A 25,692-nucleotide genomic window follows, 5' to 3' on the forward strand; every position below is an offset into this window, starting at 1 on the left:
CCACCTTTATTTTTTATATTTTATTTATTCTCAGGGTCATATAAGTTCTCATTCCATCCATAATCTACCTTTAAAGTCTGATAATATGGATTACTGCTATCAACCCTATGTAGAATGGTGTCATACAAATATGCATGCCCATTATAATTTGTCGACAAGACATTTTTATATACATAAGATGCCACTTCCGGAATAGACATAGATGCGGTGTCCGTTCCATAAATAATTGTGCCATCTTCTGCCACTACAAATGCTCTCGCATGAAATGAGTTTGTCATAACTTTGAGCGAACCATCACTGCCATAATATGAGTTGTTTCTCATCGTTCTGACATACTCTGTATATCCATCTTTATTGCTGAGAATACCGTCATCTGTTGCCAGATATCCCAATGTATAATCATAACCATTATACTGTTTCGCACCCGAATATTCATATCCTTTTCCTTCAACAGGCTCTGTATTCAAAATAGAATAAGAACTGTCAAATACATCCTTTTCAGGAATGCCCGTAGCATTTGGGTCTATCGTATATATTGTACCAATATTTTTTACCTTATAAGTTTTACCAGCTATCGTGAGCGTCTCACCTACACTTGGTGCCTGACATATCGTCCGAAAAGCTACTTTCTCATTTCCCTCTTCATCAAAAACGACTTCTCCCTGCGCATTATAGTATCTCGTACCATTTGTTTTAATCTGAAAACCTTTGATACTAATTCTATCACTTGTGAGCACAGAAGCTGTCGATACAACTTCTACTTCTTTCGATAATTTCTCCGGTGAAACATCCGTACCTCTAACAGCCTGAACCGTAACGGTATGTTTTCCGGCAGATACATTAGTTAATGCAGCCATAGCTGTCGGACAAAGGAATGTAAAATCTCTCACATTTGCTACATTGCTGCTATCACTATCATATCTCAAAAACTTCAAATAAATCGTATGCTTTCCGGCAACTAAAGGTTCAAATAAATCAATTGTTTTTGTCACATAGTCATTCCACGTTGCTCCACTCTTTGGTGGCTGAATTGTTATCGCACCAATCGGAGAACCGTCCATATTTCCATCATAAATATAAATCAATCCACCTTTATTTTGTTCACATGAATAATTGATTGTAAGTGATGTGGCAGGTGTCGGTAATGAAATATCATTATACTCTACCCAGTCTCCATTATGAGTACCGCCAATGTTAGCCGGGTCATTTACAATTCCCTGCTGATTACTATACTTTAATGCCTCTTTGCTTACACTATTTGTCTGAATTGCAGATTGTGCTACTGTCATTGCCGGTACCGTAGCATTGTCCACATAAATATGATACTGTGTACTGCTATCCATATTTGCTTTCGGATACCATGTGACATCAATACTGTTTAACATGCCGGTTGCCTTAACATCAGATACTTCCTTAACCACTGCCGTCTTTAATCCATCAATTGTTCCAGGCATATACTGCTTGATTTTGTCTGCTACTCCTGCATTTTTTGTACTCTCATCAGCTCTTGACCACTTGTTTAATATCGTATCATATGAGTCATTTTCCACATCTGCCCAATAATTGTTCGTATCATTGTCAGAGCCATTCCCCGGCGTATTATAAAGCCCCCAGTTTCCGTACTCTGCTGTACACTTATAGTTCCATGTAGTCCAATTTAAATTATTATCATTTAATAATTTAATTCCATCGCCCCAAGTATCACTATTGCTCATATAATTAAACTCACCGATGTAACTTGGAACATTATACCCTGCAGAATCTATGGCATTTATTTTATTTTGCATTGCCGCTATCTGCTTTTCCTTATTGTCATAATCTGCATACAAATACTGATGATATTCATACATGACATTTTGCCAGTTCTTATCACCGGGATTTGGCAATGTATCCGGGTCCCATACAGCTTCCATAATTATAACATGTTCCTTATCAACAGTTCTGATTCTCTTATATGCTTTATCATAAACATCCCATAAACTATTCAGTCTGTCCTGCTTATTTCCATCCACATCTGTAGCGTTCATATAATCCGCCATAGGCTCATTCAACAAATCATATCCTGCCACTACCGGATTTCCTTTATAGTGCTCTGCTATTTTGGACCACATGTCCAGATATTTTGCCTGATTTGTACCGGCATCACTTCCAAAAAATAATTTGGAATTATCCTTTTTCTGCTGATTTGTTTCTCCACCATGCATTCCTGAATTATGGCTTCCGTTCTGGGAACCATATGTACCATGCATATCTATAATGACATAGATACCATATCTGCCTGCCTGCTCTATAAACCAATCCATACGTTCAAAGGCATTGTTATACCAGTTACCATTTTCATCTACCAGATTTCGATACCAAATAGGAAGACGGATACAATTGATTCCCAGCTTCGCACAATTTTCAAAATCTTTATACGTCCAGTAGTTCTTCTCATAAGTATCAATTAATGTTCGTGTCTTTTCCTTTCCAAATCTATTTGTCAAGGTATTTAAGATATCCTGCTGGCACCTTATATTCCCACTTTTATTATCGTCAGTAGTCCCTTTCGTTGCACAAAGCCATATCTCCTGTAACATATATCCGCCGGCATTTACTCCCCGCAAATAAACAGTATCTCCACTAGTATTCTTTAATTGCTTTCCATCCGCTTTAAGGAAATTGACATATTTGACCTCTGTCGTTGAAGCAGCCTTCACATGCATTGTTTTGCCGAATGGAATACTCGTCAGGGACAGGGCTGCCACAAGCAGCCACACCCCAATCTTCTTTATTTTACTCATAGATTATTCTCCTATAATTCAATCAGAAACAATTATGTTTCCTCTGTAAATATGCACACTGTCTTATTCAAACAAATCACCTAATTCTCCTCCCGGAACATCTGTAGGTGATTCCCATTCTCTGTCTACAATATCACCCGGACCGTCCGGTGATGCCGTAGTTTCAGGCAATGTCATCATCATAATATTTCTATTCACCTCAAACCTTGTAACTACAATTTCCGGTGACACATATCTATTATCAGTCATTTCTTCTCCTCTTTACATATTACTTCCTAATATAAATTCCATTGTTCCACTCATATTGTACTTTTCGATAATAGCCTTTATAAGCGCCCACTTTTTCTGTCTCATAATAAATCCAGTCATTGAGATTTGTATATTTTGTTCCCCTCTTCTGATTTAATACACTCACTAAATCAGACTGTTCCTGTTCTGATAAACTGATTGGAACAAACTCTTCACGCTCCTGATATTTTCCTTTATAGGCTTTCTGACAATATACAAAGTCGTTCATATCTTTATAAACCTTGTTGAGAACATCGTAATACTGACTGCTCGTGCTTGTTACATTCAATACCTTCATCATTGCCTTGGCAATACTTTGTCTGTTATAATGCATCGTCACCAGATTCAAAACATTATCGTACAGGAACTGATGTCCTTTTGATGTGCTCATCTTCTGATTTTTGTACAGGTTTCCGGCTATTTCATACATATTTACGGTATATATCTTTTGTCCGTATTCAATCGTGCCATCTGCCATTTCCGCGTAAGCTCTGACTGTCACATTTTCCTCTAATGTATCAAACATATAATTTAAACATTTAAAGGTCAATCCATAGTATTTCCAGTGTTCTGCTGAAAACTCTGCACCATCCTTTGTCGTCCACTCCTGATATACTCCATCCGGTGTCTCTTCATGAACTTTAACGTTTGCATTTTTTTCCGCTCCATCAAAGGTCATAAGCGTTTCCAGTGTATCTCTGTTGCTGTCTGCTGCCTCGCCCTTGATAGCATAGATGACACCAAACTTCTTTACTTTCTTTGTCTTGATGGTTTTTCTACTCACTCTGCACACTACTCTGAAGGATGGACTAAACTCTGACACACCGCCTGCCTCTTTATTTCCGTTCATCTGGAAGCCCTGAACTTCCACATCACCTAAATCATTATATTCATTGTTACATACAAGTTGTGTATCCCTATCCACTTCATTTAAAGTGACAGTCCTTCCATCGATATCATCTCCGCTAACTACCTTCCATGAAGTTACATAGTAATCATCACTATATATATCCGTGTCTATTCCTGTTTTCTTACTGTAATCTGCCTCAGTTACCGTAACCTTGCACCCGTTATAGACAAACAGCTCAACACTCTCTTTATCTTTTAATGAAAATGCATATTTTCCTGTAGCTGTTTTCTTTAACGCTGCTGTAGAAATCTCAGCGGCATCCATAGGACTTCCATCCTTCTCAATAGACAGAGTAAAATCAAATTCTTTATCCGCTTCCGCCATATTACCCAATACATTTTTGCGTACCGTTATTTTTCTTACAGGTTTATAAACATTAACAAACTCAATATGATTGCCAGCTGACGAATTATATGTAAACTCTGCTGTGTAAGAAAGATTTTCTTTTCCAATCTTATCAATTCCAACAATTTCATTGACACCGTTCTTATCAACATTGTTCAAATAATACGGCAAATAATCATTTTTCACAATGACCTCTTCCACCGTATATTTCTGTCCATTTATCAATCCGTTACCATCAAAAGTTACTGTTTTAAAGAAACTATCCTCATCCTCAACGTTTACTTTGTCAATTTTAGTAAATGAATCATGAGGCATCGATGCTGTATCAATAACTTTTCCGGTTTCATCTTTTAAATATACAAACACGCTGTAATCATCCGGTATTTCACTTAGCCCCACTACTTTTACAGTAGCAACAACAACACCACTCTTGTAATAAAGCTTTAACACATTGTGGTTATATGCAATTGTCATTTTTCTATCTGAATCATCTACATAAAAATTCTTACTATTTGCATCATTTTCACCACTGATGAGCGCTTGAGAGAGTGTGTAATTCTGTACTGCGCCAGGATTAGGAATGTCAACTCTGTCATAAGGATTCTCAAGGCTCGTCACTGTTAAATTATCCTGCTTTACACCATCAATATAATATTCAATTGTGTATGCCTGTCTTTGGGCAAATGTAACATTGTCCAGTAAACTACCTACAGTCTCATTTGGTGTATCTCCTTCATTTCTTCTCGCACCACCCGCTGATACAAAGAAGAAACGTGTCAGATAATTCTTATCTCCGGATGGTACATTGTAGATACCATTATGCTCGTTCCATTCACCGGCATTCTCTTTACTTGTAACTTTCCATATCGTAGCAAAGACTCCCTCGGATAACTCTACTGTTACACCTTTACTTCCTTCCTGATTTGTTGCAATATTCTGAACTTCCTGCTTGCTGATTAATTCTTTTATCTGCTCGGCAGTTGTATAATTTTGCGCTTCTTTTGAGGACATTGCCACTACATACATGCTATTCTGGCACCAACGTCCCGCATAATCCAAATCCCAATAACACTGTGAATTTGGTGTCGTAAGAATATCCTGATATAATGCACCAACATTTTCGCAGTTCAATTCCGCAAACTGGTCTCCATGCTCATTATTCTTATACATTTCGTCCGGTGTAACCGAAAACTGTGAAACCTGACCGTCTTTCTCATTGGTCTTAAGCTTTCTTCCATTAACAATCTCTATATCATGCCCTATTCTATTTGCATTCACTCCATTGGTCCATCCAGGCGCTGTGGTTTTCCACATCAATCCTTCGTATCCATTTGGATATTGCTGCTCATCTCCGTTAGCATTAAATGGAAATAATTTTCCATCCTCATCTGTAGAAAACATCGCCGGATATTCAAAATCTCCATTTTGAACATCATTATAATATTTTACTTTGTGTGGTTGTGACCAGTTTTCATCTCCTGCTTTTCTCACTCTATAATACTGACCACCACCTAAATCCTCTGCAACATGGACAATGTCATTCACAACTCCGTTTTTACTACTGCTCAATATTTCCAAATCATATCTCTTTGTGGAAACATTCGTCCAATTCTTTCCGTCACTGCTTCTCTGCCATTCATAGGTGCATCCATCTTCCGGATTTTTAACATTTAGACTACCATTATCACCAATTGTGTCTTCTATGATAATATTAGATTTTAGAACCTTAACTTTAAATACGATTGTCCGCTTCGGCTTTGCACCTTCTGTTCCTAAATCTGATTTTTCGTATATCTGACATCCTATTTCTGAAATAACATAATCCTTATCTTCAAAATCAATGTTTTTAGGAAGAACATACTTTACTGTTGCCTGCTGCTGAGTACCATATTTCGTGACATTCTCGTCATGTTCTGTTGCCCCCCATAAAGATTCTCCCTGATTTTGTGAGGACCAACATATCTGGTGTTTCGAATAATCTATTTTAAACTCCCATGGGTTGATATAGAAAAACAGCTCTTTGTCCGGTTCATATACTACTTCAAAAGTATCACCATGACCAATCACATCATCCTGAACAAGACTACTGTCAATCATTCCATTCTTTTCTGTGTCCTGCAATCCGGAAACAGGATAGATTCCGTATCTCTCTGCACTCTGTGCTTTCCAGTAATCTGTTTTGTCCAGTTCTTTTCCCCAAATTTCAAACTCATAAATCGATAATCCCCAATTATCATCCCTGATTTTAGCATCTGTATATAATCTTACATACTGCGTTTTAACATTATCCATGTGAATACTGTAACCCAATTCAAGATTGGCATAGTAATTAGCATTCTGAATCTCTGCAGCATCCCCCGGCTCCGTCCACTCTTGAATCGTTTTATAATCTTTCCAATCCTGTCCATTATCCGATATCTGTATTCTAAACGACTTCGGATATGCACGCTCAAATTTTAAATCAATGCTATCAATTGAGCACTGTTTTCCAAGGTTTACCTCATACCATGGATGACTGTCAGTTTTTGGTACTGCCCATCTTGTATCGTCTTTTCCATCGATTGCATTATTCGGGTCAGATGTACTTCCTGTTGCTTCTGTTCCACTCACTTTAACTTCTTTACTCAACGATAAGTCTGACAACTCACCCTTTAATTTCTTTCCATATACCTTAAGTTCTCTGATAGACATAGCATTATGATATGCCATTTTAATACAACGGATTTTTACATATCTGGCTTTTCCTAAACATACTCCATCAGACACATATGAAACATGAGATTCTTCTTTATCCTTGAATCCTCTTACAGTTCTCGCAACCGTCCAATTTTTCTTGTCTCTCGAAACCAATATCTGGAAATCATCGGGATAAGCATTCTCAAATACTAAATTTACCTTTTCTATTTCATACTGGTCTTCTAAATCTACAATAAAATATGCTTTGTCTCCATTTTCACTACTTGCCCATCTTGTGTCTTCATCTTCGTCCACTGCATTCACTGCATCAAATCCATTCTGTGCACCCGAAGCCTCTACCGGTTTACCAAAAGCAAGATTATCAGCGTCAGTAATTCTTTCTAATGCAAAGTAATCAACATTTACCTGCTGCCATGCATCGCTTTCTGCGTAAGGAATATTTGCCGCACCTGTTATATCAATTACATTGACGCCACGATTTAACTCAATCTCTTTGGAGATTGTTTTTACTGTGGTCCATCCGTTTGTTGTCGGCGCTGCAATACTCTTCCAGTCGGTATCATTACGACTATTAATTCTAAAATCAATATTCGTATCCTTGGCGCTTCCTGAGGCATATGCCACCACGAGTTTGTACCTTCCTGGATGTTTTACATTCACATAGGATGTAAGATATGCACGTCCATTATCAGGCCATGCATTCATACCACCGACAGCCTTTCCGTTTGAGAAATTTCCATCCGACTGAATCGTATATTCACTGCCGGCATCTCCCTGTGTATAAGCATGTGCATTTTCTGCCTCGTGCCTGTCTCCTTTATCTTTCACCTCTTCCGGTGTATACTCAAACGTAAAATAATCAATATTTCCTACATAAGATTTGTCTTTTGGCACAAAATATAACATAATTTCATGGTTTCCATATGCAATCGGCGTATCTAATGTTACCTTTACATCCTTGTAAGAACCCCAATCACTTGCTGCAATATCCTGAAAAGATACCTTTGCCACCGGATTTCCACTTCTGTTATTATCATCTACCCATACTTCCACATATCCGTCACAACTATCACTCTTTGCGCTTGCATGGAAATTAAGTTTTGTCGTATTCCTGTCAAAATACACATTATATAATGCAAAACTATCTTTTGTAGTATGCCCTAAGTATGTATTATCATATGCCTTAACTCCGTCTTCCCCTTTTGCATCTCTTCCATCAAAAGCTTCCGCCTCAATCCTATTTCCGGTAAGAGTTGTGTTGAGTTCTTCAGTGTATGCATTTTTAACATTATCCTTATACTCTAATGTAAAGCAGTCTATATTAAGCCATTCATCCCATACATTCTTACCATCTGTTCTTCCTGTACCGGTACCGTCAGCCCACTTCCATACTGCTCCGGAAATATCTATTTTATTAATTCCCTGTTTCAGTTGTACCTGAACAGTCGTACTTTTTACTCCATCCCAATTACTAGAATCTACATCATTAATATTTTGTGTACTCCAATTTGCCGCATTATTGATTTTATACTGTAATAATGTAGTCATTGTTCCTGAATATTGTATTGTAAGATTATAATATCCTGCATAATCTGCCTTAACATAAGTTGTAAGATAGGAACGGTCATGTTCTATCCATGTATTCATGGCACCTACAGCTTTTCCCTGAGAAAATTTATCACTCTGTTGATTTTTGTTTGGTGCACTACCCGCCGTACCTCTCACATACGCATGGGCATTTTCTGCCTCATGTCTTACAGACGCTGTTTCCGGTCTGTATTCAAACTGAAAATAGTCTAAATTACAAACATGTCCTTTTCCTTCATCTGTGACAAATTTAAGATAAACTTTATGATTTCCGGAAGGAATTTCAACATCTGCCGAAATATCTCTATACTCTGTCCAAGAACCAGTGTCCCCGACATGAACAGCAGCGACCGGTGTCCCTGACATGGAACTGTCATCTATATATATCTGTATATTTCCGGCTGAACCACTTCCGGCATATCTAAAGTAAACTTTAGAAGTCTTTCTATCAAAATTTATATTATATTGTGTCCATTTTCCATTGGAGAGACCTCCAAGATTTTTACCACTAACAGGACCATTGGTCTCAACACTTATTCCACTTTCTCTGCTATCCGTGTCTTCTGCTTCTATTTTATTTCCAATCGTATCCTTATTTCCTGCTTTATATTCCGGAAATGCTTTTTTACTATATGCCTTTTCCTGTTCTTTTCCATAGATGCCTACTTCAAACAATGACATACCACTAAACTGCCCGCCGCTATAATCACTGCCTTTATAACAGCGCTGCACTGCCTGAACCCTGATATATCTCGCATTTACAGAATTGAAATCAATCTTATCTACTCTTGCTCCATTGGAAGCTCCTGTATTATATAAAGACATCCCATTTACTGTTGTAATCAGACTATAACTATTTCCATCTTCTGACTTATAAATATTATATATCGTTGCATTTGCCTGCTCCCAGCTTAAATACACTTTTTCAACACGATATACTGAACCTAAATCTACCGTAAAATATGTAGCATCTCCTCCGCCATGTGACCATCTTGTAGATGAATTATTATCAATGGCATGATTGATAGGAGTATTATTGTCAGCTCCACTGGCAGACGCTGATACTCCGTTAAATCTTACATAATTATAAGATTCATTATCCAAAATATCATCAAAAGAAACTCCACTATTATTTTCCTGTTTCGTGAAACTTCCTGTGTTTTCAAAAGCTCTTTCCTGAGAAGCTTTTACGTCACTTCCAAAGATACCTACTTCCCAGATAGAAACACCATATCTACGCTCCGATGCATTGTCACTTTTCGGTATAAAGACATTTCCCACATCAGTTATTTTAATATATCTCGCCATAACAGAATTGCTTAAAGCAATCTTGTCGACTCTGTTCTTTGGATTGGCAGTATCATAACCATTTATTGTAACACTTGTAACTTCCTCATATTTTTTTCCATCATTAGATATTTCTAATTTATAGTTTAATGAGCTTGCAACTTCCCAGCTAATATGAATCTGAGATATAGAATATGAGTGTCGCAAATCCACCTGCACCCAATGACCATTTTGATTACTCTCATTTGCCCATCGATTCGCATCCCCAGAAACGCTTCCGTCTATAATACCTGAAGCAGGCTTATTACTATTAGCGCCGTCTGCTGTGGCATCTGCTCCGTATTTCACATAATTATACATGTCACCATCTTTATCACCGAATGCTGTCTTTGTATCGTTCTGTATCGTGACAGAAGCACTCTTTGTAGCTGTAGCTGATGTATCAGCTTTCGCTACTGTAGGTGTGAATGAAATACTTGTCAAAATCATTGATATCGCTAACAATTCTGACAACAATGTCTTCATTTTTCCCTTCATAGTTTCCTCCTTATTAAATTAAATTATATTAAATGTAATGTGAGCGTTAACAAATTTTGTCAAAAATAAAAGCATCTCCAAATGCTCACAATCTATAATATTATATATCACAAATATACTATTTTGTACACTTAAATGGGTGTCCATTTTTTGGGATTAGTTTACTTTTTTTAGTTTACTAGTAAAAAACTTTATATGAACCAAAATATTAAAAATGAAAAACTGCCACCCTGATAATTTCAAATCATCTGAGTGACAGTTCATTTCTTTTATAATATTTTCAGCTGATATCCTTCGCTTCTATTTATAACTCTTACCTAATTAATACCCCACTGTTTGCACATCCACTGATTTCTTTCTGACAACCAGTTTACTAGATAATTGATATGTTGTTCGTATGTATAATTAATATACGGTGAAAGTGTATTATATCCATATGGATAATACTTATATTCAGCTGAATCCGGTGTATTGATGTTCCAACCAGCACCACCTAAGCTTGTATCGGAATAATTTCTATCCTTAGACTTGCCCATATAAGCTAAATTCTTATTTATCCAGCTGTCTCCTAAACCATTTGCCTGATAAATATTCTGAATCGTTTCCTGTGCTGCTGTAAACTTAGCAATCACCTTATTCTTAAATGTATTATTTCTCATCAGCCAGCCAAACCATGTATTTATAGTCTGTCCTCTGAAATCAGTTGTTGTTCTACACTCTTCCACAGAAGAATTTCCTGTTGAAAGGTCAAAATCCCATAACGAACCCGCATGAATAATCGGTTTGCCATCAGCATTTTTCTGTATATAGAACTTAACTGAACTATATCCAAAGTCTACTGTCTTAAACAATTCATTTACAATATACATACTTACAAATGAATCAACGTCAATCAAGTTAAATACTTCATCGGAACTTGTATTTTGTAATGCTGTTTCAAATGTTTTAAGAGTTGTCTTATAGTTTGTATATGTAGCAGAATCTTCTGCAATATCCTCAACTGCGAATCTTACTCCCAAGTCCGTAATATTATACAAAACATCTGCCTCAACTTTTTCCACCTCTAATTCAAACAACATATCTGTATCATTTGTTTCGTCATACTGTATTCCACTTCTGCCATTCTCTGCCGGCTCACTGATTAAATAGGAACCTTTTAGCTTTCCATTAATATATAAATCTGCAAAACGCTCCTCCGGTGCAGCCACACCACCTAAATATTTTCCAAGGTCCATTGCCAATTTATTTCTAAGTAATGTCTTATCAAAAGCATTTGCCAACAGACACCATTTCTTTCCTTCACTCGCATCCGCAAATAATTTATGCTTATTTTTGAAGGAAATATTATATGCCGGTTTATCAGCCAATGCTGTTGAGTTACCTCTTAACTTAATTGTACCTGCGTCAGTTACAGAATTTACACCCGACTCTCCGCTGATAATTGTAATATTTGCAGGAAGTTTATTCTCCTTTGTAATCTTTGGATTGTCATCATCTGTGTACACATAAATTCTCGTAATGTCTTTCGGGTCCTTACTCGTATCATACTTGTCTTCGATACTTTCATCAATCATCCATCCTGCATTACCCATAGAAGCTCTATCACATGTCTGACCATCTCCGGCATCGCCGAATGTAATCTTAACTGTAGAAGCACCTGTAGGTACAGGAACTTTTATGTACTCTAACTGACCATATGATAATACCTTTGTTGTGTATGCCTCAGCTCCGTCGAATGATACTTCACATCGAATAGTTGCGCCATTCTTATAATCCGAATTTGTGGCAACACTGTCATCGATACCTACAATACCTACAAAGTATGCTGCATTGTAAGGCACTTCATATTCAAAATATCCTACTGCATTGGTAGAAATACCATAATCAAATTTCAATCCCGCAACGCTTATTCTGTCTCCTCTTGTGTTGGTATTAACACTTGCCGGGTCTTCATGCCATCCTGTAGTTGCCTTCAAATAATTATCTTCTAAGTAAATATCCGGTTTGAGGTTCATATATTTTTCACCGCCCGGTGTATAAAGATTATCATTCCATCCATACGCTACTGTTTTATTTGAGTAATACGGATTTGCCTTCGAAGTAAAATAAGGATTATCTGCCATTGCAAAATTATCAACATTAACAAAGTTATCAAATAAATACTCATGTCCTCTGATATTTGTTGCCATGCTCTTATTATACATATAGGCAGCTACTCTTGCTACAGATGTATTTACTGACTTCCGTCCGTAAATAATCGTACCACCTGTTGTTACTACAAACGCTCTGACATGTATTTTATTTGCCATAGGGAACTGTTTCATAAGTCCCTCTATCGTCTGCACATATGTCGAATTAACATTGTCTTTTGCTACAATACCTTTGTCAGTAGCTGTAAACATATATCCAAATGTATCAACACTCGGTACATATTTTCCTGTCTCTTCATCATAACGCAATAATGTGCATGTAGAATCAAATGTCACACCGGCAGGAAGATTTTTATCTCCTTCTATTGTATATATCGTACCAATCTGTGCTACTGTATATGAAACATTATTTACTCTAACTGTTCCACCAATATTCGGTGCCTGACATACTGTTCTGAAACCAAACTGTGTATCGCCTGTATATGCCTCATCCCAGTTTGTTTTCATCTGGAAGCCTTGTACAGATACATCATTACTTGTAAGTAAATTAGAATGTGTACCGGAAATCTGCTGCTCGTCATTGTAAACCTTAAGACTTACATCTTTAAATTTGACATTTGCCGCATCACTTGCAGTTCCATTTACATATCCCATCATAATTCCATACAATACATTTGCTGTCGTTGATGTCGCCTGGAACTGTATCTCTACTACCTGCTCACCGCCCGCTGAAACTTCTACTAATTCCTCAGCAAATACTGTCCAGTCACCACCGGCATTACCATCACTCTGAATCAATAATTGGAATGACTTATCTACGTCAGAGGTAACTGTAAATCTCGCAACATACCACTTTCCTTCATACAACTGAATATTTTTCTGTACTAACTGTGTTGCCCAGTTATCACCTGCTGTATATGCCGGAACCTGAACGTCTAATGTTCCGTCACCATTATTTTTGTATGATGTAGGTCCAAACTCATCCCAATGTGACACATTTCCCTCTTCAAATGCTGTATCCTTTAATAACTCTGTTCCATCTATGATTTCAGGAATTGTAATAGGTTCAGGAGTAGTTGTCTCCGCTTGGGCATCCACCTTAAAATACATAGTTAATGTCTCTGTATTATTATTATTAACAACTGTCAGGGTATGATATCCCACTGTTAAATTATTTTTAGGAATTCTTACATATGCACCGTCACTAGGTGTCATAGCTACACCATCCAATGTAACTGACTGAAATACTGCGGACAGTTTCATTGGGACATACAATTCACTTGTTTCCATAAGCGGTGTATCGACTCTGCCATCCGCACCATTTGTAACATAATAGAATACCTGTGATGAATTGGTTACAGATTTCCATGCTGTAACATCTTCCGGTCTCTCTACTTCAGAAGATGAAGATGTTGTCTCACCAGAACTTTCCGCTGTTACTTTAATACTATTAAAATTAATTATCGTACCATTTGGCATAGCTGATAATTCAAATACGATTTCATCCGATTCCTTTGTTGCTGTAAAAGTATGAGTATGACTGACAGTTCCTGCCTTTTCTGCCACATCTTCCTGGTCAGCAGCCCCTGTTCCATCTATTTTATATCTCATTGTTCCGGCATTTGTAGTCGTATAATTAACCGTATATGTATACTTTTGTCCTGCCGTCAATCCCTTAATAATATAGTGTGCCTGTAAACTCCAACTATCCAGTCCACCACCGGTGTTAACAATTTTAAGAGAAAGGTCACTGTCAGATGTACCACCTTTGTATTTCATGATACCACTGCCCCAAACCTGTTGGTCTACACTATTTGAAGAATACAGTCTCCATGTTCCATCTCCAACATAGAACGTTTCATTTGCTGCCGGTATTGTATAATATCCATCGTCATCTGATGATGAAGAAGTTGTTACAACCGGTGTCTCAACCGTTCCGGAACCCTCCTGCTTAATCGTAATAGTAGAAGTTCCGTTTACATGTGTAATGGCTACTGTATTTTCACCTTCTGACAGAGCAGAAAGATATAATATTAAGCCCGCACCATCCGCAGCATAATTATTTGTTGCCTGACCATTTACTGTAACAGCAGTAATAGGTGCGGCAGGAAGTACAATATGAATACCCATTGATGCTGCCCAGCCCGGTTTCTGAATGTTACCTACGCTGCTTACTGTCTTATTTGCATCATCATAAGAATATGTATTTGTGCCATTATATTCTCCCTTATCTATCTTCACCCATTTTTCATCCACTGTACCACCACCTGTATGGGCTTTAACAGTCAGACTTTTCATGTCTAAAGTAGTTCCGACCGGCATTCCGTCAGGAAATATCATAATATTTCCATTGGCAGGATTTGTCCCTGCTGTAAAAGTTCCTGATATTGTATTATCACCCTCACTTATAGCTATACCTTTTGTTGTAACAATACCCGGAGTCTGTGTGAACAATGTTCCGGCTTTCGTAGAATTTATCACCATCGTATAGTCATATTGTGTTCCAGCTGTGAGTGCAACATCAGTAATATCATATCCGAACTGAAGTCCCCATTCTCCATTAGCAGTTGTGGTTATGGTTATTGCCATATCGCTAAAGCTTGCACCGGAACCTGTATATTGAGCTGTGTGTCCCCATGTTGTTCCGGCATACAAATGCCATTTTCCCACATGCGTCCAGTCTACAGATATATCCGTTGCCGCTTTCGCTGTATTTGGTTGTATCGACAAAGTCGATACAACCAACGCTATTGTTAACACAATAGCGACTATTTTTTTAATTATCCTTTCCATAGCATTCTCACTTTCCTATATACATATATTTATGTAATTCTAAAGTTTCTATTAAAACTCCAAATCTAAATCCGGATTGTCATAAGTCTCGCTTTCACGACCTATCCCGGAATTCCATCCATCTCCCGGTTTCTGATTTTCTGATTCCATTTCTACTGTTGTCATTACACTTCTATTTACGTCAAATCTAGTAACCATGATTTCAGGTGTCTCATATGTTTTACTCATTTTATTCATTACCTCCTATCTCCTGATTACTCGTCTTCATCAAAATCTGTTACTATGCCGCTGTTCCAATCGTATGGAGCCATTCTATAGAAACCACTATAATATGCTTCTGTTGAATTTTTCACATGCGTTCTATCTACTTCTGTATATATCCATTCAGATATTGTCTCATAATTTGTCTTTGTAGATGCGTTTAACTTCTCAAGTAATTCTGTATAATATGCTTCTGAAGTAGAATCTTTATCTACGATATAATTCTTTAAGACAAAATCCTTATTCGGAACTGCTGTTCCTCTGTCACTATAATCATATCCACTTAAGCAATGAATATAGTCATACATATTCTTGTAACAAGCATTTACCAGATTGTAATTATGGTCTTTTTTCGTAATATTTAACTTCAGCATCATTGCCTGAGCAATCTGCAATCTGTTTTTATCCATTGTAACGACATTTAAAATATTGTTATATAAGAAATTGTGCTGTGCCTTTGTACTCATCTTCTGATTTTCGTACAGGTTCTGTGCTATTTCAAACATGTTAATTGTATAAATATCATTTCCGTATTCATACTTATAATATTTACCATCTTCTATGTAATCATAATCTGTAGCTGTTCCCTCAACGATAGCATACGCACGGTATGTCAAATCCTGTGTCAACATGCCATACATATATGATGTACCATAGAATGTTAATGCATAATAATTCCAATGTGTATATGGATGTTCATCATCTTCTTTTGTTGTCCACTCGCCATAATATCCACCGGTTGTCTCTTCATGATAGTAAATATTATCTGCTATCTTACCGTCGACTCCATCCTTGTCAGCGGAAGCTGTTCCGCCATTTCCAAGGTCTACTGACTCATTGCCGGTAACCGTATTTTTGATAACAAGCTTTGATACAGCTTGTGAACCTGTTCCAACTGCTGCTGTTGTACCGAAGATTACACCTGCTTTAACTACCTTTCTTCTCTTAATTGTATTCTTACTTACACGACATACAACTCTAAAAGAAGGACTAAATTCAGCCGGCGCGCCTGCTGCTGTATTTGTATTCATCTGGTAACCCTGAACCTCAACGTCACCTAAATCTTCACTGTTGTTTACACATGTAATATCAACATCCGCTTTAATAGCATTTGTAGTTACTACCGGATTTGCAGTGTCATCTACATCTGCTCCATTATTTACAGTTGTGTCAACACCATCTACTGTATATGTAGTTGAGTACCATTTTTCTTTCTGTTCGGTAACCGTTACAGTACATCCGTCATACACAATAAATGAAATACTCTCGCTGTCTTTTAATGTAAATTCATATTTACCTGTCTGACTATTTGTTACTGACGCATTATCACACAAAATAGCATTTACACTTGTTGTACCTGTTGCAATGCCGACAGTAAATCTAAAGTCTTTTGTTTTCTTCTCTTTCTCACCCATATTACCTGTAACCTTCTTTGTAAGTGTTACTTTATGAGTAGGTGCATATGTATTTACAAACAATTCTGAGTTATCGGCATTTGCACGATATATAAAGTTTGTATCACTGTATGATGCTGTACCCTTTGACAAATCAGATACAGATACATTATTTTCAGTAGAACCTGCCATTACCTTTGTAAGATAAGCACTTGTTCCAATCATTGTTGCAACATTTTCTTCTGTAACAGTGTATGAAGAACCCGAATTAAAACCTAAGTCAGATGCCTTAAAGGACACTGTTGCGAAAAATCTGTCTGGCGTTGAACCGTCTGCCTCATCAATTGGTGTAAAATCACTCTTATTAAATGTATGCGTATACTTTTCTGTATTTCCGTCTTTGACTGACATCTTAACTACATAATTATCAGGAAGGTTTGTGATTCCCTCCACTCTCTTTGTGAGTGTAATAATACCACTCTCATAGTAAAGCTTTAATGTATCATGGTCATAAGCGACTGTCAGGAATCTGTCATTATTGTCTACATAATAAGCCTGCGGTTCCGTAATCGGATTACCGTTGTTATCATAAACAATATTGCCCTCACTATCTCTCTTGTATTTCATGATATTAGTTTCTCTCAATGTATACTCGCTCAAATCAACTTCAGGAATTGTAGTAGGAATATCTACCCTGTCATATGGGTCAACAACGCCTGTAGTCGTATGCTTTAATTCACCATTAACATAATATTCGATTGTATATGCTTTTCTCTGCTCGAATGTAACATTGTCAAGTAAGTTACCGATGGTTCGGTCCATTCCTCCTCCAACATCTGTACCATCAATAGATATAAAGAAGAATCTTGTCAGATAGTTTTCATCTGATACAGGAACCGTATACTTACCACTGTTGTGCTTCCACTGTCCGGCTGTTGTTGTACTTGTAACTTTCCAAACTGTCGCTTTGCTTCCATCCTCTAATGTAATTTCTACACCATTCTCATATTCATTTGAAATAGAAGCAACACCTTTTGCATTCGCTTCAGCAACAATTTTATCTAGCTGTGTATCCTGTGTATAGTTTAATGCGTTCTTTGTAGACATGGCAACAACTAACATGGAGTTTGTTGCTCCACCACTTACTCGTCTTGCTGCATGGTCTAAATCCCAGTAACACTCTGCACCAGGCGTTGTTAAAATATCCTGATACAAGGCACCCTGCTCCTCACAGTTCAACTCTGCAAACTGATTTCCGTGAGAATTGTCTCCATACATATCCAGCTGTGAAACGGAGAAACCACCCTGCTGATTTGCTTCCCTGTCTGTTTTCAGGTTTGCACCATTTACAATTTCGATATCATTGGCTGTCTTCTTACCATTGTGCTCATTATACCATCCTGGTCCTGTAGTCTTCCAAAACAGTCCATCCCAACCATTCGGATACTGCTGTTCGTCACCATTTGCATTCAATGGGAATCTCTTGCCCATGCTCTCGCCTGTCTCTTCATCATAAGAAAACATTGCCGGGTATTCAAAGTCACCGTTCTGTACATTATTATAATACTGTACATGATATGGCTGTGACCACACGCCACCATCTTCTTTAACCCGATAGTAATAACCACCGCCCTGGTCATATGCAACATTCACTGTCGCACCGTTATTACTGATAACCGTCAGGTCGTATTTCTTTTCTGCAACTGTTTCCCAAGTTTTTCCGTCTTTACTCTTTTGCCAAGTATATTTCTTTGCTGAACTATAATCTTTTACCTGAAGAGTACCATTTTTAGCAAGATTATCTTCAACATAAATATTATGTGCATCATATATCTTTAAATTGAACTTCGTAGAAAATACCGGTGATACACCACTCTTCGGTACTCCGTTATCAAGGTCAGAATTATTATAAATTCTACAACCAATCTGTGTAGTTATAAAATCTTTTCCACCAAAATCAAGATTTTCCGCAAGCTGATAATATACTGTAGCCTGCTGTTTTGTTACATATCTTGCAATATTCTCATCATGATTATCAGCGCCCCACAGTGAGTAACCGCTGTTACCATTTGACCAGAATACAGACTGTGTATCATAATCTACATTGATTCTCCAAGGATTTACATAGAAGTATAAATCTCTGTCATCAGAATCATATACTACCTCGTATGTATCACCTGACACTAAGATATCACCTGATACCAATGTCGAATCAATTTTACCTTTTTTATAGTCTTTATCATCAACAGAACCAGGATAAATTGTATCCTGAAGTTTTGTTACAGGATATACACCCATTGCATTCGGGTCAAAACTGGTCCAGTAATCTAATTTGCTATTGTCCTTCGCCCAAACTTCAAATTCATAGATAGAAAGACCCCATTTTGTATTTGCACTTTTATCAATATAAAGCTTAACATATTGTGCGTCCACCGGGCTAAAATGGAAACTGTAACCTAAAATATCAGTATCTACCAGACTAGTGGTCGAACCCGGTTCTGTCCATCCTGTCGCTTTCTTAACTTCTTTCCATGTCTTTCCATCCTTCGATGTTGAAATAGTAAATCCTTCTGCGTAAGCCTTTGCAAATTTCAAATCTATGCTATGTAATTCATAAACCTTTCCAAGATTTACGGTATATTCAGGATAGGCTACCGTCTCACCAATCGTCCATCTTGTAGTATCTTTTCCGTCAATTGCATCTGATGCAGGATAATCTGTTTTCTCACCATTTGCTGTTACTTCTTTATTGACTGCCACATCTGACAAATATCCCGGAACTTTTGTTCCATATACTTTTAAATCATAAATAGATAACTTATTATGATATGTCTGTAATGCATTTACTTTAATCTTTACAAATCTTGCCTTGCCAAGACATATATCATCAGATGTATATGTCAAAGGCCCCTCATTATCATGTTTTTCGCCATTTAAGAAATTTGTTACTGTTCTTGTAGTAACCCATGTCTTGCCATCTCTGGAAAACTGAATTTCAAAATCTTTAGCATATGCCGCCTCAAACAGTACGTCAACTCTCTCTATCTCATATAAACTTTGAAGGTCAACATAAATCCAACCATTTTTGCCTGTAGCATTACTTGCCCATCTGGTTGTCTCATCGCCATCTACTGCGTTATTTGCAACTAATTCATCGTTCTGTGTACTATCAACATACACAGGTTTCCCTTTTGCAAGATTGTCATTGTCCAATCTGAAATAATCCAAATTAACCCACTGTTCTCCTACATTGCCATTCTCTACCTGACAGGCACCGGTAATATCTATGATATTAATTCCTTTTTTCAGAGTAACAAAGGCTTTCACTTCTTTTACATTGTCCCACCATGTTGTACTCGCTGCCGCTATCTGTTTCCACTCACCGTTTACATCACTATTGATTCTATAACCAATATTTGTATTCTCTCCACTTGTAGAATAACCAATAACCAGACTGTAAACTCCATCTGACGGAACATCTACATATGATGTCAGATACTTTAAACCGTCCTTCGGCAATGCATTCAATCTGCCAACAGCTTCATTGCCTGAAAAATTCTTAGAATTTTCTATTGAATAATCACTCGAATATGCATGTACATTTTCTGCCTCATGCTTGCCACTCGCTTCTTCCGGTGTATAATTGAATGAGAAATAGTCAATATTTGACACAAATTTCATTCCTTCATTCGGAACAAACTGTAAATATACTTTATGATTTCCAGCCGGAATCTCTGCATCAATCGTAACATCTTTGTAGGAACTATAAACCCATCCATCAGCTGTACTCTCTGTTTCCAACACTGCCACAGGACTTCCTGACATTTCATCTAAATATACATTAACCTTTCCTGCTGCTGTTTTATTTCCCCAGTATCTGAAATTCATTCCTGAAGTTTTTCTGTCAAAATAAATATCATATTCAGCCCAGCTGTCCTTTAACGTATGTCCAAGATATGCCTCATTGCTGCAATCTGCCTGCTGATTATAACGGACAACTCCTCCACTATCGCTGCCACCTTTGCCATCACAAACTGTATAATCTTCTGCCTCGATTAATTTTCCTGTTAATGCTGTATCTCTTGTATTAAAAGCTTCTTTTGAATAATTTGCCACATCAGTTGCTGTCAACTCAAAATAATCCACATTAATCCATTGCCAAGGCTGACCGTCATAAAACCACTTGTTTGCAGCGCCAGTAATATCTATCGTATTGATACCTGCTTTCAGCGTAACAGTTGTTTCAATACTTCCCACACTGTTCCAGCCTCCAGTATGCGGAGCCGTGATTTCTTTCCAACCCTCATTGGATGAATTATTAATTCTATAATTGATATATGCTGTTTCATTTTTATCAGTCGCATTTGCATAAGCAATTTTTAATTTATACTCACCGGCACGATTTACTCTTACATATGTAGTAAAATATGCACGTCCATCATTTGGCCATGTATTAATATTTCCAATTGCCTTTCCATTAGAAAATGTATCGCTGTTCTCAACGCTATATGTACCCAAAAGTCCACCTAATGTAAAAGAATGAGCATTTTCTGCTTCATGTCTTGCAGATACATTTTCGTACGATGATTCAAACGAAAAATAATCAAGGTTACATGTGTAGCTTTTTGACGTCACATTCTTAAGATATACTTTATGTTTTCCTTTTGGAATATTAACATCAATTGTAGCATCAACATAATCCTGCCATGTACCCGTGCCATCGGTATCCAACTTTCCTACCGGAGTTCCGGATATTTCATCTACATATACTTCCAATGTTCCACCTGCTCCGTTTTGGCATGAATATGTAATATTCATTTTGGAAGCATTTCTTGCAAAGTCCAAATTGTATTCTAACCATGTACCATTCAGACTTCCACCGACATTTGCTCCGCCACTTCTTTTATCATCCTTATCCACAGATGTTCCATTTTTGCTATCGGAAACTTCTGCTTCAATTCTATTGCCTTTTGCTTTAACTCCGCTATAGACTTCTCTAAGTGTACTTACACCAACAGCTTCTTCTGCTTCCAGAGCGGTCGCATAAGCTATACCGTCATTTTTCGTCATATAAAGATGCTGTGTATTACATATATAAGCATTGCTTCTTTCTGTCTCATTATTATCCCCATGATTAAAGAATATAATATTAAACTGTGAATCTTTTTTGCTCACGTCCCTAGGAACATCAACCTTCCACCAGTTTCCCTCTACATTCGTCGCCTTTGAATCTCCCCACGCACCGATTAAGGCATTGTTTGAAGAATCGTAAGCATACGCTCTGAGGTCAGTCCAACCTTCTGTATTCAGAAAATAGACTGTAGTCGTATCGTCTGCTGCCATTACTTTCGTCAAATCTGTCGGATATAACGATGTTATAACCATACAGCAGCAAAGGACATAAACTAAAAATGTTTTTATCCTTCCTATTCCTTTCATTCTTATTCCTCCTTTTTTTGCGTATTAGTTTCATTTTCTGGCATTCCTTCCCCCCATATAGGTCAATTCGCCAGTTACGCATTCTTTTATATTATACTACTTTCAAACGCTTTCATAAATCTTTTGTCAGGTTTTCATTTTATATTAAGGTGTCTTTTTTTTATACTAAAAACATTTTTATATTTGTTATCGTTAACATTATGCTATATTTTTACAATTTCATAAGCGGCATCGGCTCCTTTTTGCCGTAGCGAAGCGTGGGAGACTTTCCTCTTCCTGCAGAGCATTTTTATTATATAGGAAATCCGAAAGAATTTCCTATATAATAAAAAAACATTGTGTTCATCTAGCTTCACCACTTCCAGATAAACACAATGTTCTTACTATATATTATTCAGGTTTTACAATTGCATCTCCCCATTCATAATCGACTGTCTTATAATTACTGTCTACCACTGTAAGTATGTCATTATATAAATACTGATGCGCACTATAAGTATTCATTTTTTTATTTTTATACAGATAATCTGCCACATTATAAACTGAATACTCTTTTATCTTACTATATACATAACTTCCATCTGCCAGAATTGCATACGCTCTTACTTTATATTCTGCCGAATATTCTGCAGATGTAAACGAACCAAATAAAGTCGTTCTTACAAAATATGTTGCTGTTTTTGAATTTCCGAGTACATAATCACAGGTTCCAATTGGTGTTGAATCTAAAGCGATTACATAATTACTTTCTGAATTTACTTTCATATCATCATCCGATATATTAAAATTCTGTCCATCCGCTTTATTCACTCCATAAATAAGTCCCCAGCCCTTTACTGCTTTACCATCAATAGTAGGCTCAACGGAACCAATAACTCTGCTCCCTTTTCGTGTCGCACTCATCTGATATCCTTCAACTTTTATGCTATCACTAACTTTGATTACATTTGGCTCAACATATTCTTCATCGCTAAATGCGAAATAATCAATGTTTGCCACATATCCTTTTGTTGTTTCAAACTTAAGGTATATTGTATGTGTTCCTGCACTAATCTCATTGTCAAGATTTGCTGTCTCTGTAATATATGTACTCCAATCTGTACCTGTTTCACTTGTCTGCATGGTACCTACCGGTGTGCCATCCATACTATCTACATATATCTGAATGTTTCCACCGCGCGTCTGTTCACAGGAATAATTAACTTCTATCGATTTCGCAGGCTTTTCAAATACCACATTGTCATATTTAACCCATTTGCCATTTAAAGTAGCACCAATGTTCTTTGGGTTCCCATTGCTGTCTTTATCAATAACAATGCCATCTTTATCTGAAAAATCTTCCGCTTCAATTCTGGACAATCCGTTATAAGTCTTTTTCTCTGTTGTCACTTCTTCCTGTGCCTTAATAAATGTAAAATAATCACAATTCTGTGCATATCCTGACATGGAGCTGTTTTTAAATTCCAGATAAATATCATGTGTTCCTGATTTTATCTTTGTTGTCAAATCCCCTGTTACTGTAGAATAAGTCGACCAGTCTGATGAGTTATGAGGCGTACTAATCTGTCCGACCGGTGTTCCATTCATATTGTCCACATATACATTTACATAACTGTCAAGGGATGGATTACAGTAATTTATCTGAATTCCTGATGCGTCTCCATCAAATACTACGCCACTATACTTCGTCCATGCTCCTGCAATCAATCCACCAATGTTTGCACCACCACTTCTAGCATCTTCTTCATCGACGCTTACCTTTATGTCTGTACAGCATTCGATATAATCCTCTGCCTCGATCCTCTCAAATGCCTTTAAGTTCATGTCAGAAGAAGCGTTCACTGGTTCAATGATAAACCTCTGTGCATTTGATTTATTCCATTTATAAAGCTGGATGTTTGCTCCCGCATTGTGAGAAGACGATGCCAGGTCTGCCACCATGTTTCCATTTCCACATACCGGGAATAAATCATACTCATTTCCTCTTTCAAAAACGACCCATTTCTGATTATTATTTCCACCATTATCTACAGAATACTGCTGAATATTTGTACCATTAGATGTGCCTCCATCTGCCACATCTAAACCTTTTCCTGATTTTACGTTAATGATATTGTACTTACCATCTCCAAGATACTTAAACTCCCACTGCTGTGATTCTGCACCAGTGTAATTTTCCTGCTGTACATTGGCACCATCTTGCGTTGACCCGTCCTTTACACTGAGAGCCATTCCGCTTTCTGCAGATATAATCTTGTATTTCTCTCCGGCTGTGATTCCAAAAGTCTCACCCTTCTGTGTCGAAAGCGTTATCTTATCGATGTTCGGATCTGAAGCATATGCATTCCATAACTGATCCGATGTCATTCCTGTCAGCTGCACCCACATATCTGGCGTATAGCTCCCATCATGCATTGTTTTATTTAACATATATATCGCTTCGGAATTTTTATTATAGCTAATCCATGTCAGAAATCTCGCATTGGATGCATATCTTGTTAAAATCGTCTGGCTTGAATTATATTCTCCAAGACCCCAGCCCTGCAGATTGTTGTATAGTCCATAAACCGAACGTGCATAGTCCGCGATTCCCTCACAGATAGCTCCCTCAAAACTCTCAGAATTGTAGTTCATGTATCCTCCCTGAACCACATGGAACAGTTCATGGGTGGCACAATCTATATCGTTCGGATTAGATTTCAGCCAATTTACGGAAAAATTAATTCCTGCCCAGCCCATATCTCCTCCGGTATAGGCAGCTCCATCATAGGCAGGATCAAACTTCATTGTCACCGCCCTCGGTCTTGTCGGGTTGTATCTTGCCCTCATTTTAGGATACTGGGTGAAATATACCTCTTTTATCTTCTCCAAAGTCCCGCTTCCGATTCTGTTATTGCTGTCCGTAGATTGTATGATTGTGAGGCTAAACCCATTTTTCACGATTGTCTCACTTGTAAAATCGTCTGCTTTTACATGTTTCATTCCCAACGGTGACACGAATACTGTTGATGCGATCATACACACCGACAATGCTGTCGCCAAAAATTTTCTTACTATTTTTCTCATAATTTGCACCAAGCCTTTCAAGCACAAGCTTGCTTATATTTGAAAGGCGCAAATCAAAGGTTGAAAGAGTGATTTGCTATCTTTTCCCTTTCTTTATTATTTCTTTCAACCTTTAGCATCAATCAGAAGTGAAAACACTTCTGGTTGATGCTAAA

7 protein-coding genes are annotated in these 25,692 nt (G+C 37.4%); all 7 read right to left on the reverse strand.

Annotated elements, in window-relative coordinates; translation table 11 throughout:
• Window positions 1-20: 20 nt before the first annotated feature.
• The 7 genes from Q5O86_RS04355 to Q5O86_RS04385 all read right to left on the reverse strand — a co-directional run bounded on the left by Q5O86_RS04355 (window position 21) and on the right by Q5O86_RS04385 (window position 25,537).
• Window positions 21-2,783 carry a cellulase family glycosylhydrolase gene (locus tag Q5O86_RS04355; protein ID WP_302625929.1) on the reverse strand — a complete coding sequence of 921 codons (2,763 nt, stop codon included), beginning with the start codon at window positions 2,781-2,783 and terminating at the stop codon, window positions 21-23.
• 63 nt (window positions 2,784-2,846) lie between these two features.
• Window positions 2,847-3,032, reverse strand: a complete 186-nt coding sequence (locus tag Q5O86_RS04360; protein WP_302625930.1) for a hypothetical protein — start codon at window positions 3,030-3,032, stop codon at window positions 2,847-2,849.
• Window positions 3,033-3,051: 19 nt separating this feature from the next.
• On the reverse strand, window positions 3,052-10,434 hold the full coding sequence (locus Q5O86_RS04365; protein WP_302625931.1) for a discoidin domain-containing protein: 7,383 nt from the start codon (window positions 10,432-10,434) through the stop codon (window positions 3,052-3,054).
• A 317-nt stretch (window positions 10,435-10,751) separates the two neighbouring features.
• Window positions 10,752-15,377: a CotH kinase family protein gene (locus Q5O86_RS04370; protein ID WP_302625932.1), complete on the reverse strand. Its 4,626-nt coding sequence runs from the start codon at window positions 15,375-15,377 to the stop codon at window positions 10,752-10,754.
• Window positions 15,378-15,428: 51 nt separating this feature from the next.
• The gene (locus tag Q5O86_RS04375; protein WP_302625933.1) at window positions 15,429-15,614 is read right to left on the reverse strand and encodes a hypothetical protein; all 186 of its coding nucleotides are present in this window, start codon (window positions 15,612-15,614) and stop codon (window positions 15,429-15,431) included.
• 17 nt (window positions 15,615-15,631) lie between these two features.
• Window positions 15,632-22,471, reverse strand: coding sequence for a carbohydrate-binding protein (locus Q5O86_RS04380; RefSeq protein ID WP_302625934.1), 6,840 nt, complete (start codon window positions 22,469-22,471; stop codon window positions 15,632-15,634).
• A gap of 390 nt (window positions 22,472-22,861) precedes the next feature.
• Window positions 22,862-25,537 carry a carbohydrate-binding protein gene (locus Q5O86_RS04385; protein ID WP_302625935.1) on the reverse strand — a complete coding sequence of 892 codons (2,676 nt, stop codon included), beginning with the start codon at window positions 25,535-25,537 and terminating at the stop codon, window positions 22,862-22,864.
• Window positions 25,538-25,692 lie beyond the last annotated feature (155 nt).

The sequence above is a fragment of the uncultured Eubacterium sp. genome (assembly GCF_937958975.1).
GTDB lineage: Bacteria > Bacillota > Clostridia > Lachnospirales > Lachnospiraceae > Eubacterium_G.

Bases quoted from the DNA above. Each gene is read 5' to 3' on its own strand.
- Q5O86_RS04360 (WP_302625930.1), bottom strand. From the start codon at position 3,032: ATGACTGATAATAGATATGTGTCACCGGAAATTGTAGTTACAAGGTTT.
- Q5O86_RS04385 (WP_302625935.1), bottom strand. From the start codon at position 25,537: ATGAGAAAAATAGTAAGAAAATTTTTGGCGACAGCATTGTCGGTGTGT.
- Q5O86_RS04355 (WP_302625929.1), bottom strand. From the start codon at position 2,783: ATGAGTAAAATAAAGAAGATTGGGGTGTGGCTGCTTGTGGCAGCCCTG.
- Q5O86_RS04370 (WP_302625932.1), bottom strand. From the start codon at position 15,377: ATGGAAAGGATAATTAAAAAAATAGTCGCTATTGTGTTAACAATAGCG.
- Q5O86_RS04365 (WP_302625931.1), bottom strand. From the start codon at position 10,434: ATGAAGGGAAAAATGAAGACATTGTTGTCAGAATTGTTAGCGATATCA.
- Q5O86_RS04375 (WP_302625933.1), bottom strand. From the start codon at position 15,614: ATGAATAAAATGAGTAAAACATATGAGACACCTGAAATCATGGTTACT.
- Q5O86_RS04380 (WP_302625934.1), bottom strand. From the start codon at position 22,471: ATGAAAGGAATAGGAAGGATAAAAACATTTTTAGTTTATGTCCTTTGC.